At 36.4% G+C, this 16,237-nt stretch carries 16 protein-coding genes; all 16 read left to right on the forward strand.

Annotation, left to right across the window (positions count from 1 at the left end):
• Positions 1-26 precede the first annotated feature (26 nt).
• The 16 genes from grpE to AC3IS5_RS06030 all read left to right on the forward strand — a co-directional run bounded on the left by grpE (position 27) and on the right by AC3IS5_RS06030 (position 16,233).
• Positions 27-626, forward strand: coding sequence for a nucleotide exchange factor GrpE (grpE, locus tag AC3IS5_RS05955; protein WP_489426973.1), 600 nt, complete (start codon positions 27-29; stop codon positions 624-626).
• A 46-nt stretch (positions 627-672) separates the two neighbouring features.
• The gene (gene dnaK, locus AC3IS5_RS05960) at positions 673-2,505 is read left to right on the forward strand and encodes a molecular chaperone DnaK (protein ID WP_489426974.1); all 1,833 of its coding nucleotides are present in this window, start codon (positions 673-675) and stop codon (positions 2,503-2,505) included.
• Positions 2,506-2,680: 175 nt separating this feature from the next.
• The gene (gene dnaJ / locus AC3IS5_RS05965; RefSeq protein WP_489426975.1) at positions 2,681-3,808 is read left to right on the forward strand and encodes a molecular chaperone DnaJ; all 1,128 of its coding nucleotides are present in this window, start codon (positions 2,681-2,683) and stop codon (positions 3,806-3,808) included.
• 15 nt (positions 3,809-3,823) lie between these two features.
• The gene (gene prmA / locus AC3IS5_RS05970; protein ID WP_489426976.1) at positions 3,824-4,768 is read left to right on the forward strand and encodes a 50S ribosomal protein L11 methyltransferase; all 945 of its coding nucleotides are present in this window, start codon (positions 3,824-3,826) and stop codon (positions 4,766-4,768) included.
• Positions 4,769-4,780: 12 nt separating this feature from the next.
• The gene (locus AC3IS5_RS05975) at positions 4,781-5,518 is read left to right on the forward strand and encodes a 16S rRNA (uracil(1498)-N(3))-methyltransferase (RefSeq protein WP_489426977.1); all 738 of its coding nucleotides are present in this window, start codon (positions 4,781-4,783) and stop codon (positions 5,516-5,518) included.
• Positions 5,519-5,533: 15 nt separating this feature from the next.
• Positions 5,534-6,871 (forward strand): tRNA (N(6)-L-threonylcarbamoyladenosine(37)-C(2))-methylthiotransferase MtaB, encoded by a 1,338-nt coding sequence (mtaB, locus tag AC3IS5_RS05980; protein WP_489426978.1) that lies wholly within the window; start codon positions 5,534-5,536, stop codon positions 6,869-6,871.
• Positions 6,872-7,163: 292 nt separating this feature from the next.
• Positions 7,164-7,967, forward strand: a complete 804-nt coding sequence (locus AC3IS5_RS05985; protein WP_489426979.1) for an SDR family NAD(P)-dependent oxidoreductase — start codon at positions 7,164-7,166, stop codon at positions 7,965-7,967.
• Between the two features lie 272 nt (positions 7,968-8,239).
• A complete protein-coding gene (gene deoC, locus AC3IS5_RS05990; protein ID WP_489426980.1) occupies positions 8,240-8,908 on the forward strand; it encodes a deoxyribose-phosphate aldolase in 669 nt (222 codons plus the stop codon).
• Positions 8,909-9,029: 121 nt separating this feature from the next.
• Positions 9,030-9,203 carry a 30S ribosomal protein S21 gene (gene rpsU / locus AC3IS5_RS05995; RefSeq protein ID WP_004227078.1) on the forward strand — a complete coding sequence of 58 codons (174 nt, stop codon included), beginning with the start codon at positions 9,030-9,032 and terminating at the stop codon, positions 9,201-9,203.
• Between the two features lie 457 nt (positions 9,204-9,660).
• Positions 9,661-10,089 (forward strand): RbsD/FucU family protein, encoded by a 429-nt coding sequence (locus AC3IS5_RS06000; RefSeq protein WP_489426981.1) that lies wholly within the window; start codon positions 9,661-9,663, stop codon positions 10,087-10,089.
• Between the two features lie 11 nt (positions 10,090-10,100).
• Complete coding sequence (locus AC3IS5_RS06005; RefSeq protein WP_489426982.1) at positions 10,101-10,862, forward strand: DeoR/GlpR family DNA-binding transcription regulator; 762 nt, start codon at positions 10,101-10,103, stop codon at positions 10,860-10,862.
• 109 nt (positions 10,863-10,971) lie between these two features.
• Entirely contained in the window at positions 10,972-12,471 is a 1,500-nt protein-coding gene (locus tag AC3IS5_RS06010; protein WP_489426983.1) for a sugar ABC transporter ATP-binding protein, read from the forward strand.
• An 11-nt stretch (positions 12,472-12,482) separates the two neighbouring features.
• Complete coding sequence (locus AC3IS5_RS06015) at positions 12,483-13,481, forward strand: ABC transporter permease (protein WP_489426984.1); 999 nt, start codon at positions 12,483-12,485, stop codon at positions 13,479-13,481.
• Between the two features lie 55 nt (positions 13,482-13,536).
• Complete coding sequence (locus AC3IS5_RS06020) at positions 13,537-14,523, forward strand: ABC transporter substrate-binding protein (RefSeq protein ID WP_489426985.1); 987 nt, start codon at positions 13,537-13,539, stop codon at positions 14,521-14,523.
• Positions 14,524-14,617: 94 nt separating this feature from the next.
• Positions 14,618-15,592, forward strand: coding sequence for a Gfo/Idh/MocA family protein (locus AC3IS5_RS06025; RefSeq protein WP_489426986.1), 975 nt, complete (start codon positions 14,618-14,620; stop codon positions 15,590-15,592).
• The gene (locus AC3IS5_RS06030) at positions 15,589-16,233 is read left to right on the forward strand and encodes a class II aldolase/adducin family protein (RefSeq protein ID WP_489426987.1); all 645 of its coding nucleotides are present in this window, start codon (positions 15,589-15,591) and stop codon (positions 16,231-16,233) included. The genes AC3IS5_RS06025 and AC3IS5_RS06030 overlap by 4 nt, the downstream gene beginning before the upstream one ends.
• Positions 16,234-16,237 lie beyond the last annotated feature (4 nt).

Consider the following 16,237-nt stretch of genomic DNA (forward strand, 5'->3'; position numbering starts at 1 on the left):
AGAGCGACATTATAGGAGGATGAAAAGTGTCTAAAGCAAATGAATTTAAAGAGCAAGCAGTAGAAGAAAACACAGTTGTAGAAGAACAACTAAATGAACAAGAAGAAAACGTAGTAGACGCTGACACTGTAGAAGCTGAAGAAGCTACACCTGAACTAACAGTTGAGGAGCAACATCAAGCAGAAATCGCGGCTCTAGAGCAAAAGTTGGACGAATCAGAAAGCCGTTTCCTTCGATTACGTGCTGACTATGACAATTTAAAACGTCGCACACAAACTGAGCGCATAGCACAAGAAAAGTATCGTGCGCAGAATTTGTTAACGGATTTACTTCCGGTATTAGACAATTTCGAACGAGCTTTACAAGTTGAGGCAACAACGGAAGATGCCGAATCCATGAAAAAAGGGATTGAAATGGTATACCGTTCACTAATAGAAGCAACAACAAAAGAAGGCTTAGAACCTGTAGCATCTGAAGGCGAAGCGTTTGATCCAAACATTCACCACGCAGTTATGCAAGAACAAGATGATTCTAAAGAACAAGGAATCGTTTTACAAGAGCTACAAAAGGGGTATAAGTTGAAAGACCGTATATTACGACCAGCAATGGTTAAAGTTAATGAATAAGAAATGTTGAGACGAAAAAATGAATCAAATCTAGGAGGACTATGAAATGAGCAAAATTATCGGTATTGACTTAGGTACTACAAACTCATGTGTATCAGTATTAGAAGGTGGCGAACCAATCGTTATCGCTAACAAAGAAGGCGCACGTACTACACCATCAGTTGTAGCATTCAAAAACGGCGAACGCCAAGTTGGTGAAGTAGCAAAACGCCAATCAATTACAAACCCAAACACAATCATGTCTATTAAACGTCATATGGGTACTGACTACAAAGTAAATGTAGAAGGTACAGAATATACTCCTCAACAAGTATCAGCAATGATCTTACAACATTTAAAAGACTTCGCTGAAGACTATTTAGGCGAAAAAGTAACACAAGCTGTAATTACAGTTCCTGCTTACTTCAACGATGCACAACGTCAAGCTACAAAAGATGCTGGTAAAATTGCTGGTCTTGAAGTTGAACGTATTATCAACGAACCAACAGCAGCAGCACTTGCTTACGGCTTAGAAAAAACTGATGTAGATCAAACTGTTTTAGTATTTGACCTTGGTGGTGGTACATTCGACGTATCAATCCTTGAACTAGGTGATGGAGTATTTGAAGTAAAAGCAACAGCTGGTGATAACGCTCTTGGTGGAGATGACTTTGACCAAAAAATCATCGACTTCTTAGTTGCTGAATTCAAAAAAGAAAACGGTATTGATTTAGCTAAAGATAAAATGGCGTTACAACGATTAAAAGACGCTGCTGAAAAAGCGAAAAAAGAATTATCAGGAGTAACTACAACTCAAATTTCACTACCATTCATCACTGCTGGAGAAGCTGGTCCATTACACTTAGAAGTTTCTCTATCTCGTGCAAAATTCAATGAAATTACTGCTGACTTAGTTGAACGTACAATGATCCCAACTCGCCAAGCATTAAAAGATGCTGGATTATCTGCTTCAGAAATCGATCAAGTAATCCTTGTTGGTGGTTCAACTCGTATTCCTGCAGTACAAGAAGCAGTGAAAAAAGAAACAGGTAAAGAACCACATAAAGGTGTAAACCCTGATGAAGTAGTAGCTATGGGTGCTGCAGTACAAGGTGGCGTATTAACTGGTGATGTAAAAGACGTTGTACTTCTTGACGTAACTCCATTATCACTTGGTATCGAAACAATGGGTGGCGTATTCACTAAATTAATCGATCGTAATACAACAATCCCGACTTCAAAATCACAAACTTTCTCAACAGCTGCAGATAACCAACCTGCTGTAGATATTCACGTACTACAAGGTGAACGTCCAATGGCTGCTGATAACAAAACTTTAGGTCGTTTCCAACTTTCAGATATCCCTGCTGCACCACGTGGCATTCCTCAAATCGAAGTAACATTCGATATTGATAAAAACGGTATCGTAAACGTTAAAGCTAAAGACTTAGGAACTCAAAAAGAACAAACAATTACTATCCAATCAGATAGCTCATTATCTGACGAAGATATCGAACGTATGGTTAAAGAAGCTGAATTACATGCTGAAGAAGATAAAAAACGTAAAGAAGAAGCTGAACTTCGCAACGAAGCAGATCAACTTGTATTCCAAGTAGATAAAACAATCGCTGACCTTGGCGAACAAATTACTGAAGATGAGAAAAAATCAGTAGAAGATGCTAAAGAAGAGCTAACAAAAGCAATTGAACTTGGCGAAATCGAAGGCATCAAAACTTCTAAAGAAAAATTAGAAGGTATTCTTCAACCACTTGTGATGAAAGTATATGAGCAAGCAGCTCAACAACAACAAGCAGCACAAGGCGAACAAGGCCCAACAGCTGATAAAAAAGATGACGGTGTAGTTGATGCAGACTTCACTGAAGTTGACGATAACAAATAATGCTAAAAAATAGAGCGCATCTTTAATGGCGCTTGAACAGTGCATATTAACGTATGCATTGTTGTTTTGAAAGAAGCCAAAGACCGCCTCGGGCTTTGGCTTTTTTCAATGTTTTTTGCCATTTGTTCTTTCCATGTTACAATATATTTTATGCAAACGGAGCGGAGTGTGAAAAATGAATAAACGTGATTATTATGAAGTCTTAGGTCTTCAAAAATCAGCGTCAAAAGACGAAATTAAAAAAGCTTATCGTAAATTATCTAAACAATATCACCCAGACTTAAATAAAGAGGCTGGGGCAGAAGAGAAATTCAAAGAAATTGCTGAAGCTTATGAAGTGTTAAGTGATGACCAGAAAAAAGCGCGCTATGACCAGTTCGGACATCAAGATCCAAACCAAGGATTTGGCGGAAGTGGTTTCGGTGGCGGAGATGGCTTCGGCTTCGAAGACATTTTTAGTTCATTCTTTGGCGGTGGTGGCGGAAGCCGTCGTCGTGATCCGAATGCACCAACAAAAGGTGATGATTTACAATATCGCATGACAATTAGTTTTGAAGAAGCGGTATTTGGTAAAGAAACTGAAGTCGAAATCCCTCGTGACGAAACTTGTGATACTTGTCATGGATCTGGTGCAAAACCAGGTACATCAAAAGATACATGTTCTCACTGTAATGGCCAAGGTCAGATAAATGAGACAGTTTCAACACCATTTGGCCAAATGGTAAACCGTCGTACATGTGGTTACTGTAAAGGTACTGGTCAAATTATCAAAGATAAATGTTCAACATGTCACGGTGCAGGTACAGTTAAAAAACGTAAAAAAATCAAAGTTACGATTCCAGCAGGTGTTGATGATGGTCAACAATTGCGCGTAAGTGGTCAAGGTGAAGCGGGTACAAACGGTGGACCAGCAGGTGACCTTTACATCGTATTCCATGTTCGTGCACATGATAAATTTGAACGTGATGGTGATGATATTTATTTAGAATTACCAATTACATTCGCTCAAGCGGCACTTGGTGATGAAATTGAAGTACCAACAGTTCATGGTAAAGTGAAGATGAAGATTCCTACAGGTACTCAATCTGGTGACAGATTCCGCTTAAAAGGAAAAGGTGTTAAAAACGTCCATGGTTATGGTACAGGCGATCAACATGTAATCGTAAGCGTTGTAACGCCGAAGAAATTAACTGAGAAACAAAAACAATTATTGCGCGAATTTGCTAGTATTTCTGGGGATATCCCAGAAGAGCAAGGTAGCACTTTGTTTGATAAAATTAAAAACAAATTTAAAGGTGAATAAGGGAGTTGGCTACAAGTGAAATGGTCGGAGCTATCCATCCATACAACGAGTGAAGCGGTTGAAGCAATTTCGAATATTCTACACGAAGCTGGAGCAAGTGGTGTCGTGATAGAGGATTCAGAGGATTATGGTAAAGAACGTGCAGATCAATTTGGTGAGATTTACGCTTTAAATCCAAAAGATTTTCCTAAGGATGGTGTCATTGTAAAAGCTTATTTAGCTGAAACAAGCTTTTTAGGTGAAACTGTTGAAGAAATTAAATTTGCCATCAATAATCTGGTAAACTATGACATTAATATTGGTCACAACGAAGTGACAATCAATGAAGTGAATGAGGAAGATTGGGCAACTGCATGGAAAAAGTATTATCATCCGGTAAAAATTTCTAACCGTTTCACAATTGTACCAACTTGGGAAGATTATGAACCTGTAAATAGTGATGAGCTAATCATTGAACTTGATCCTGGTATGGCTTTCGGTACTGGAACTCATCCTACAACTGTATTATGTTTACAAGCATTAGAAAAAACAATAAAAGATACGGATTCAGTAGTAGATGTTGGTACTGGATCTGGTGTTTTAGCCATTGGAGCAGCATTACTCGGAGCAAAGCATGTTCATGCACTTGATTTAGATGAAGTAGCGGTACGCTCTGCAATTGAAAATGTTCAGCTAAATAAAGTTGAAGACTCTATTGATGTTATGCAAGGTAATCTTTTAGATACTGTAAAAGAACCTGCTGACTTGGTAGTTGCGAATATCTTAGCTGAAGTAATTATGACTTTCACAGATGATGCCTATACAATTGTTAAACCAGGTGGCCTATTTATTACTTCAGGAATAATTGAACCGAAGAAGGACGATGTGAAAGCATCTCTTGTAAAAGCAGGCTTTATTATTGAAGAAGTAATGATGATGGAAGATTGGGTAGCAATTATTTCACGAAAATCAGTAAATTGATGGAGTGTTACTATGCAACGATATTTTATAAATGAATCCTTTGACAATCAATTGGCCATAATTAGTGGTGAAGATGCGCATCATATAACAAAAGTGATGCGTATGCGTGTAGGCGATGAAATCATTGTAGTTCATAATGGTGAAGCGACAATCAGTCGTATTTTGGACTTTACTGAAGATGGCGTTCATGTAGAAAAAACCGACAATGTAATGCCTTCACCTGAGCTACCTATTAAAGTGACAATCGCTTGTGGTTTACCAAAGGGTGATAAGCTTGATTTAATTGTTCAAAAGTCAACTGAGTTAGGTATGTATGCATTACTTCCTTTTGAAGCGGAACGATCAATCGTAAAATGGGATGGGAAAAAAGGTAAAAAGAAGCAAGAGCGCTTACAGAAAATTGCGAAGGAAGCAGCGGAGCAATCGCATCGTACGCATATCCCGACAATTGAAGAGCCAGTGAACTTCTCGCAATTACTAAAAAAAGTACCGGAATTTGATGCTGTCTTTTTAGCAGATGAAGAGGATGCAAAGCAATTAGAACGAACTCGGTTTGCTGATCAATTAAAAAAAGTGTATGATTATAAGTCAATCCTTGTCATATTTGGTCCTGAAGGCGGTATTTCTCGAAAAGAGGCTACCGCTTTACAAGGGTTAGGATGTCAATGTATTTCACTAGGACCAAGAATTTTACGTGCGGAAACGGCACCACTGTATGTTCTTTCCGCAATTTCTTATGAATTTGAATGAAAGAGGTGACGGGCCTTGTCTTCAGTGGCTTTTCATACATTAGGATGTAAAGTGAATCACTATGAAACAGAGGCAATTTGGCAACTGTTTAAAGATGAAGGTTATGAACGCAAAGAATTTGACCATCAGGCAGATGTCTATGTAATTAATACTTGTACAGTTACGAATACAGGAGATAAGAAAAGTCGCCAAGTTATTCGTCGTGCAATAAGACAAAACCCTGATGCCGTTATTTGCGTAACAGGATGTTATGCTCAAACTTCTCCAGCAGAAATTATGGCAATTCCCGGTGTAGATATTGTAGTTGGGACGCAAGACCGTACGAAAATGATTGGCTATATTGAACAATACAAAAATGAACGTCAGCCTATCAATGCTGTACGTAACATTATGAAAAACCGAGTATATGAAGAGCTAGACGTTCCTTATTTCACTGACCGCACTCGTGCGTCATTGAAAATCCAAGAGGGTTGTAATAACTTCTGTACATTCTGTATAATCCCATGGGCACGTGGTCTAATGCGTTCTCGTGATCCACAAGAAGTAGTACATCAAGCACAACAACTTGTAGATGCTGGTTATTTAGAAATTGTTTTAACAGGTATCCACACAGGTGGTTACGGACAAGATTTAAAAGAATATAATCTAGCGCAACTATTACGTGACTTAGAAGAGAATGTAAAAGGCTTAAAACGTTTACGTATTAGTTCGATTGAAGCAAGTCAATTAACCGATGAAGTGATAGAAGTTTTACGTGATTCTAATATCGTCGTAAACCATTTACATATTCCAATTCAATCGGGCTCTGACACTGTTCTTAAACGAATGCGACGTAAATATACGATGGAATTCTTCGGTGAGCGTTTAGACCGTTTGCGTGAAGTATTACCACATTTAGCAGTTACTTCAGACGTAATAGTAGGTTTTCCTGGTGAGACAGAAGAAGAATTTATGGAAACATATAACTTCATCAATAATCACAAATTCGCTGAATTGCATGTTTTCCCATACTCTAAACGTACTGGAACACCAGCAGCCCGAATGGAAGATCAGGTAGACGAAGAAGTAAAAAATGAACGTGTACACCGCTTATTAACACTAAATGATCAACTAGCCAAAGAATATGCTTCTCAATTTGAAAATGAAGTATTAGAAATCATTCCTGAAGAACGCATCAAAGAAGGAAAAGATGCAGGTCTTTACGCTGGTTATTCAGACAACTATTTGAAAGTTATCTTTGAGGGCAATGAGGATATGATAGGCAAACTAGTAAAAGTGAAAGTAACAAAAGCTGGTTATCCATCTTCTGAAGGTCAATTTGTGCGTGTATTAGAAGAAGTACAAGCAAACTAAACTATATTAATGACTACAAATTGATAAACCCCGAAAACGGAAAGTAATTTCGTTTTCGGGGTTTTACTTTTGAAAATAGTAACTAAATAGGAGTCTATCGTTTAATAACCTTTTAAAAGTAGTAAAGTTTTCCTAGTAAAAACTGAAAATATTAAAAGCATATTGTTTTAATTATGAATATTATAGTGTTAAAATACATAGTGGTAGGTTATAATATAACGATAAATTAAGAGTATGATGGGCTTTTTTTAGTACATACTTAAATTTTCGCTTATTACAGGAGGAATTTTTCATGAAACGTGTAGAAGGTAAAGTAGCTCTTATCACAGGTGGAGCATCAGGAATTGGTTTATCAGCAGCAACATTAATGGCTAAAGAAGGCGCAAAAGTTGTTATTGCTGACTTTAATATAGAAGCTGCAAAAGAGCACGCAGCTGCTTTAGTAAAAGAAGGATATGAAGCTTCAGCAGTATTCCTTGATGCAGGTAATGCAAAATCTGTAGAAGAAGCAGTGGATTTCACTGTTGAGCAATACGGTACAATTACAGTACTATTTAATAATGTTGGTTTAACAAATATTCATAAAGATTTAGATGTTGTTAATATTGACCTTGATGAATGGGATCGCTTAGTTAACGTGAACTTAAAATCAGTATTACTTGGTAGCCGTTATGCTATTCCTCATATGCAAAAAGCAGGTGGAGGTTCAATTATCAACACAGCTTCAATGGCTGCATTTGCTAGTGACCAAATCCGTACAGCTTATGGCGCTACTAAAGCGGGCGTTGTTAACATGACTAAATATATTGCAACTCAGTATGGTAAAGATAAAATTCGTTGTAACTCAATTGCACCAGGCCTTATTTTAACTCCAGCTGCAAAAAATAATATGCCAGATGATTTATTAGATATCTATACAAAATATCATGCACTACCATATCACGGCGAAGCAGATGATATCGGTTATGCAGTAGTATACTTAGCTTCTGATGAATCTAAATTCATGACTGGTCAAACACTTCAAATTGAAGGTGGGCATTATATTGCAAACCCAACAATCGAAGATCAAAATGCTTGGGTAGCTTCACAAAAATAATATTTTAACATAGGGGATGTTAAAATAAGTAAGGTCCATTTCTTGACTTGTACTAAATTTTAAACGATATAGTATAAAACTATATTTGTGGAGATAATATATATAATGATTTAAAAAAGTCATGCCATTTATAATAATGGCATGGCTTTTTTATAACAAAATAAATTGATTTATAGCAGTTGGCTTGTTTCACATAACAGTGGAAACAAAACAATAAACCGTGGTAAAATGAAGAGGTACGTACATCTATTAAATAAAAGGAGTTTTCATTCATGACTAAAGACTATGCGTTATTAATCGACCATACATTATTAAAACCTGAAGCGACAAAAGATCAAATTGCAACACTTTGTCAAGAAGCTAAAAAATATGATTTTGCTTCGGTTTGTGTCAATCCAACATGGGTAGCAGATGCAGCAAAACATCTAGAAGGCGCTAAATCAGTTGTTTGTACTGTTATCGGTTTCCCATTAGGAGCTCAAACTAGCGCTACAAAAGCATTTGAAACAAAAGATGCTATTGCAAATGGTGCTAGTGAGATCGACATGGTGATTAATATAGGTGCCCTTAAATCAGGTCAACTTGATGTTGTTAAATCTGATATTCAAGCTGTTGTAGATGCAGCGAATGGTACTTTAGTAAAAGTTATCATCGAAACTTGCTTGCTAACAGACGAAGAAAAAGTAGTTGCTTGCCAACTATCTAAAGAAGCAGGCGCTGATTTTGTGAAAACTTCTACTGGATTTTCAACTGGTGGAGCAACTGCAGCTGATATAGCATTAATGCGCAAAACTGTTGGACCAGAAATGGGTGTAAAGGCTTCTGGTGGTGTTCGCAGTCTGGAAGATCTAGAAGCTATGGTTGAAGCTGGGGCTACTAGAATCGGTGCAAGTTCTGGTGTAAAAATTATGAACGGATTAAAATCAGATTCTGAATATTAATTCGAGCATGAGTATTGACCAATTTGTATCAATAAGGTATAATTTTTTAGTACACAGCATTAACATATTTGATTATGCTAATGTTCGTATTTGATGTGTGTTCGGAGGGAGGGAAAGAGAGATGTCAAAAACTGTCGTTAGAAAAAACGAATCGCTTGAAGATGCTCTTCGCCGCTTCAAACGTACTGTTTCTAAAAGTGGTACAATTCAAGAGGTTAGAAAACGCGAATTCTATGAAAAACCTAGCGTAAAACGCAAAAAGAAATCAGAAGCTGCACGTAAACGTAAGTGGTAATTTAATTTCCTAGACAATCCCTACGTTCAAAACACGCAACATCATGATTGATTTAAATTGCAAATGACCTAAACCGAGAAATCCTTGTGATTTCTCGGTTTATTTTTGTGCATTTTTTAGAGTTTAATCCTGCTAAGTAATTAGTAAAGTGAAGACATAATTGTAAAAATAGCAGTACACTTTGATTGCTATTTCTGCGAGGTCCGCTATTTAAAGAAACTATATGAGATATGCATGACAAAATAGATATCTAGCATTGAGATTCAAATTATTATAATAGAAACAAGTAAATAACATTAAGTAAATATATTAAATAAAGGGTCTTGAATGAGTTGTAACTACATTTAAGACTCTTTTTTGTTAATTTCATATTTTTGTATTTTTTGTTTGAATTGTTTAAAATATTTGGTATTATCAAATAAAACAAAAAATAAAACATAAACAAAGGAGAAACCACATGTTAAAACATATAAAGTCCTGTATTTCACCCGAACTTTTAAAAGTTCTGATGGAAATGGGGCATAGTGATGAGATTGTTATAGCGGATGGAAATTTTCCCGCAGCCTCACATAATGAAAAAATAGTGCGATTAGATGGTAATGACATAGTATCCATATTGGAAGGGATATTGTTCTTAATGCCATTGGACACATATGTTGAAAATCCGATTTGTTTGATGATGCATGGTGAAGAAGTTGAGCGTCCACAAATTTGGAAAGAATACGAAGAACTCGTAACAAAAAGCGAAAATGTCTTTAAAGCAGAATACTTATCAAGGGAATCATTTTATGAACGTGCGAAAACAGCGTATGCAATTGTGACTACAAGTGAAAAAGCATTATATGCCAATATCATATTAAAAAAAGGTGTTATTGTTGATGGATAGGAGTGTTGAATATGTTAGTACCTGAAAGACATAAAAAAATTGTTCAAATTATTAATGATAAGAAAAACGTTAGAGTAAATGAATTAAGTAAGCTTTTTGCTGTGACAGAGGAAACAATTCGCCGAGATTTAGAGAAGCTTGTAGCAAAAAATAAACTTCAGCGGACACATGGTGGTGCGGTTGCCATGGAGGATTCAGATGATGATGAAATTCCCTTTAATGATCGTCAAGTATTGAATAGAAATGAGAAAATGGAAGTTGCCAAATTAGCGGTGTCTTATATTGATGAACAGGATATTATTTTTTTAGATGCAAGTACAACAGCTCTATATTTAGCGAAGCTGCTTCCGAATTTGGAACTTACGGTACTTACAAATTCTTTATTAGTTGCAAGTGAATTAGCAAATAGATCCAAAATTCAAGTTATCATGACAGGTGGTACTTTATCGAAAACGTCCTTATCATTAGTAGGACCAACAGCTGTCCGTTCGATTGAACATTTTTATGTAGATAAAGTGTTTTTCTCATGCAAAGGTTTCCATAAGGACTGGGGCATTAGTGATTCGAATGAGCAACAGGCTAACGTCAAACGAGAGATGATTAAAATGTCTGAGCAAGTTATTTTATTACTCGATTTTTCAAAAATAAATCAAAAATCATTTGCTTATATCGAAGATAAATCAGTTTTGGATTGCCTAATTGTAGATCAAAGAGCAGATGTGGACTATTTGCAATCAATTGTAGATGAACGCACAAAAATAATTGTTGGATAAAATATTTTCTGAATATTCATTATTATCATTGATTTTGAATAAACTGTCTCTTATAATCAACATAAACAAAGAAAAACAAATACAAATACAAATTAAAAGGGGTGAATGAATGAATAAGCTGTTGGATATGCAGAATATTTCAAAGAGCTTTCCAGGAGTTAAAGCTCTTTCGAATGTATCACTTGATTTACATCATGGCGAAGTATTGGCTTTAGTCGGCGAAAATGGTGCTGGAAAATCAACATTGATGAAGGTTTTAACCGGGATATATGAAAAAGATGATGGTGAAGTTTTTCTAGAAGGTCAGAAGATTAATGTTACATCTACAAAGCAAGCACAGGAATTAGGTATTTCAATTATTCATCAAGAACTAAATTTAATGAAAGATTTATCTATCGCTGAAAATATTTTTATCGGTCGAGAACCAAGAGGGTTGTTAAACTTCTTTATAAAGGATCAAGAATTACATAATAAAACGAGGGAATTATTTATACGGCTCTCCTTAGATTTAAATGGGAAAACAAAAGTGAAGGACTTAACAGTTGCAAAGCAGCAAATGGTCGAAATAGCAAAAGCGCTGTCATTCGATTCAAAAATCTTAATTATGGATGAGCCCACTACTGCATTAACAGATGCGGAAATAGATGTACTGTTTGAAATCATTGCTAATTTAAAAGCCAATGGTGTTGGAATTATTTATATATCACATAGGATGGATGAGTTAAAACGAATCTCAGATCGAATTACGATTATGCGAGATGGGGAGTATATCGCGACGCTAAATACGAAGGAAACGGAAATGAGTAAAGTGATTCAATTGATGGTAGGTAGAGAGCTTTATATTGAATCAAAACCAACCGTTTCAGATAGTAATAGAGATACTGTTCTAGAATTAAAGAATGTAAGTACCAATACAAATTTAAAGGATATTTCCTTTGAACTCAAAAAAGGGGAAATTCTTGGTTTTGCAGGATTAATGGGTGCGGGCAGAACAGAAGTAGCAAATGCTATTTTCGGAGTTGATAAGATAAAGGCTGGGGAAATTATTTTACATGGTAAAAAGGTGCATATAACATCACCTAGTCGCGCTGTTAAACAAGGTATTGGGTATTTATCCGAAGATCGGAAGCATTTAGGTCTCGTTGTCGATATGGATGTTAAGACTAATATAGTAATGTCTTCGATAAATGATTACCAGACACTGGGCTTTGTTAATGATCAAAACATAGCAAAGGTATCAGAGGAGTATGTCGAGCGCTTAAAAGTGAAAACGCCTTCAATTAATCAACAGATAAAGTTTTTATCTGGAGGGAATCAGCAAAAAGTTGTAATTGCAAAATGGCTACTACGTGATTGTGATATTTTAATTTTCGATGAACCAACAAGAGGTATTGATGTTGGGGCCAAAGGCGAGATTTATAAATTACTAGATGAACTTGCGGAAAAAGGGAAATCCATTATTATGATTTCATCTGAGTTACCAGAAGTATTGAGAATGAGTCATCGTATTGTCGTTATGTCGGAAGGTCGAATTACAGGGATTTTAAATTCAGAGGAAGCGAACCAAGAGAAAATCATGGAGTTAGCTACAGCATACCGTGAAGGTTAAGGAGGGATAATATGAAAGCGGATACAATAGATCAAATAACAGTGACAAAGAAAAAGAATAAGGGAATTCCATCCAATACATTACAACAAGTTCTAGCTTTTAGCAGTTTAGTAGTATTGGTTATTTTTTTCTCGTTTGCATCATCCAGTTTCATGCAATGGAGTAATATTGTGGGGATTTTGTTATCTACGGCAGTTATAGGGATATTAGCGCTTGGTGCAACATTTGTCATTATTACAGGAGGAATTGACTTATCTGTCGGAACTGTCATGACCTTGTCATCTGTGATTACAGGTATAATCATTGTCAATTCAGATCTGCCAATCGTAGTCGGTGTCATTGGTGGTATTTTAACAGGTGCACTTTGTGGGTTGCTTTGCGGGCTTGCCATTACGAAATTAAAAATTCCTCCCTTTGTTGCCACATTGGCAATGATGATGATTGCAAAAGGGTTAGCATTAGTCATCTCAAAGGCTGCGCCTATCTACTTCACAGATAAACCGATGTTTACAAAAATTGCATTAGGATCAATTATTCCAGGTATCACGATTCCCAATGCTGTAATAATATTCTTTGTACTCGGTATTATAGCAGCGATAATCTTGTCTAAAACGATTCTTGGTCGATTTAATTTAGCCATAGGTAGTAATGAAGATGCAACAAAGCTTTCTGGTGTGAATGTAGATTACTGGAAAATGACGATTTATACACTAGCGGGTGCTTTTACAGGTATTGCTGGCGTGCTGATGGCATCTCGTTTAAACTCAGCTCAGCCGGCATTAGGTCAAGGCTATGAATTAGAGGCTATTGCTGCTGTAGTAATTGGCGGGACTTCACTTAGTGGAGGAAAAGGAACAATTGTCGGTACGATTATTGGTGCTCTGATTATGAGTGTTCTGACTAATGGATTACGTGTACTTTCAATTCCACAAGAATGGCAAACAGTAGTTGTTGGTTTTGTTATTGTCCTGGCGGTATACATGGATATTTTAAGAAGAGGGAAAGGCTGAATGTGATATGAGGTCGTTCTAGACTTGATATATATTAAACAAAGGGGGCAAAAAAATGAAAAAGAGATCGATTTTTCTTGGCGGATTATTAGCAGTATCGATGTTACTGGGAGCATGTAATGACAAAGAGGGAGCTACAAGTGAAGGTGAAAAAGAACCAGTAAGTTCTGATAAACCATATGTAGCGATTGTATCAAAAGGTTTCCAACATCAGTTTTGGCAAGCTGTAAAACAAGGTGCTGAAAAGGCAGCAGATGAGTTTGATGTAAAGATTACATTCGAAGGTCCCGAAACTGAAGCGCAAGTTGATAAACAAATTGAAATGTTACGTGCAGTTTTAGATAAAAAGCCAGCAGCTATTGGCTTTGCAGCATTGGATTCTAAAGCATCTATACCATTATTGGATGAAGCTAAGGGGAAAAATATTCCGATTGTTGCTTTTGACTCAGGCGTGGAAAGTGATATTCCTGTTGCAACGGCATCTACAGACAATACAGCTGCAGCAGCATTAGCTGCGGATAAGATGGCGGAATTTATCGGAGAAAAGGGAGAAATTGCTTTAGTTGTACATGATCAAACCTCTTTAACTGGTAAAGGCCGAAGAGATGGCTTTAAGAATCAAATTGAATCGAAATATCCGAATATTAAAATAGTTGATATCCAGTATGGTGAAGGTGATCCATTAAAATCAACTGACTTAGCAAAAGCAATTATGCAAGCACATCCAAAATTAAAAGGTATCTTTGGTTCAAATGAAGGATCAGCAATTGGGGTAGTAAATGCAGTTCAAGAGATGAATAAAACAGGTAAAATCGTTGTTGTTGGTTTTGACTCAGGTAAACAACAAATTGATGCAATTAAGAGTGGGCTAATGGCTGGTGCTGTAACTCAAAATCCAGTTGGTATCGGTTACGAAACTGTAAAAGCTGCAGTAGCAGCAATTAAAGGCGAAAGTGTTGAAAAAACAATCGACACTGGTTTCTATTGGTACGACAAAGACAATATTGATTCGGATGAAATCAAAGCAGCGATTTATGAATAATGTATTAGTTTTCTAATAATGATCTACTTTTTATTAATTAGTTAAAAGTTAAAAAGGGCTGTAAAGACAGCCCTTTTCTATAGGGGGCATACAATTGACGATTAGATGGGGCATTTTAAGTGCAGCGAATATTGCTAAAAACTTTGTTATGCCAGCAATCAAAGAAGCAGGTGGAGATATTATTGCAATCGCTAGCCGTAGCCAAGACCTAACAGAAATCCAAAAAACATTTCAGATTCCATATAAGCTAAATGATTACGAGCAACTCCTTGAGATGGACGAAATTGATGCAGTTTATATTGCATTACCTAATAGTTTGCATTTCGAATGGATTGTCAAAGCAATTGAGCATGGCAAGCATGTATTATGCGAAAAGCCAATTGTATTGTCGCTGGAAGAACTTCAAACAATTGAACAAAAAAGTATCGAGAAAAAAGTAAAAGTAATGGAAGCTTTTATGTATCGTTTCCACCCACAAATTCTAGAAACTAGAAAATTATTAGAAGAAGGCGCAATAGGCGAAGTATTAACTATTCGGAGTCAATTTCATTTTACATTAGAAAATTGGACAGATGATATTCGTGTAAATCCCAATCTTGGTGGTGGCGCTTTGTATGATATCGGCTGTTATTGTATAAATGTTCAACAATTTTTACTTGGTAAAAAGATAGTTACATACCATGTACAGCAAGGACGGAAGAGCAATGTGGATGTCCATTTAACAATTCAAGTGCAATATGAAGATGGCATTCTTGGACTTATCGATTGTAGTTTTTTAGGTGAGTTTTCACAATCAGTCGATCTAATCGGGACAGCAGGTAGTATTAGATTACCCTTTGCCTTTCGTACAGATTTAAATCAGGATTTTGGAGTTATTCAATTGGTTCAAAATGGGCAACTAAGCGCGCAACATATTGAGGGTAACGCCTATAAAAATCAAATTGAGCATTTCCATCAAAGTATTGAGCATAGGGAGTTTCATCCCTATCCTTTCGATTCCATGCTAGAACAAGTAGCTATTTTAGAAGAGTTCCAAACAACATTAAAAAGGGAGGGCGTGATTGGATGACTAATGTAATTCAAGATTTACAAAAGTATGCAAATGAATTGGTACAAAGTGGTTTAGTAGTAGGTGCTGGAGGCAATTTAAGCATGAGAGATGGGGAGTATATGTATATTTCTCCAAGTGGTTATGATTTAAAAGAAATTGCTGATGAAGAATGGGTTAAGGTTCATATAGAGTCTGGTGAAATCGAGGGAGATTTACGCCCTTCATCAGAGGTTTTAATGCATCTAACATGCTTTAGAGAGAATCATGAAATCCAAGCAGTTCTCCATGCACATCCAACATACTCGGTAGGCGTATCCTCAGCAGGACGAAATATTCCACCACTCTTTCCAGATTTCCCTGCCATGGTAAAAAAGGTTGGTTATATAGATTATATTATTCCAACTACTCATGAATTGGCGGAGAAAGTATCTGAACTTGTTATGGATCATGATGTGATGATTATGAGAAATCATGGCGTGTTAACTGTAGGGAAAACGATGAAGGAAGCGTATTTTTTCATGCAACTAACTGAGGAATCGGCCAAAGTATTTACTATTAGCACGATTTTTGGCGGTCCTAGAATTTTAACGGACGAAGAATGTTTAGCATTAAGAAATCTTTCTTCAGAGAAATATCGCTCGAAATTACTTCGAGAGTAGAGGT

The sequence above is a fragment of the Viridibacillus sp. KH_047 genome (genome assembly GCF_057838945.1).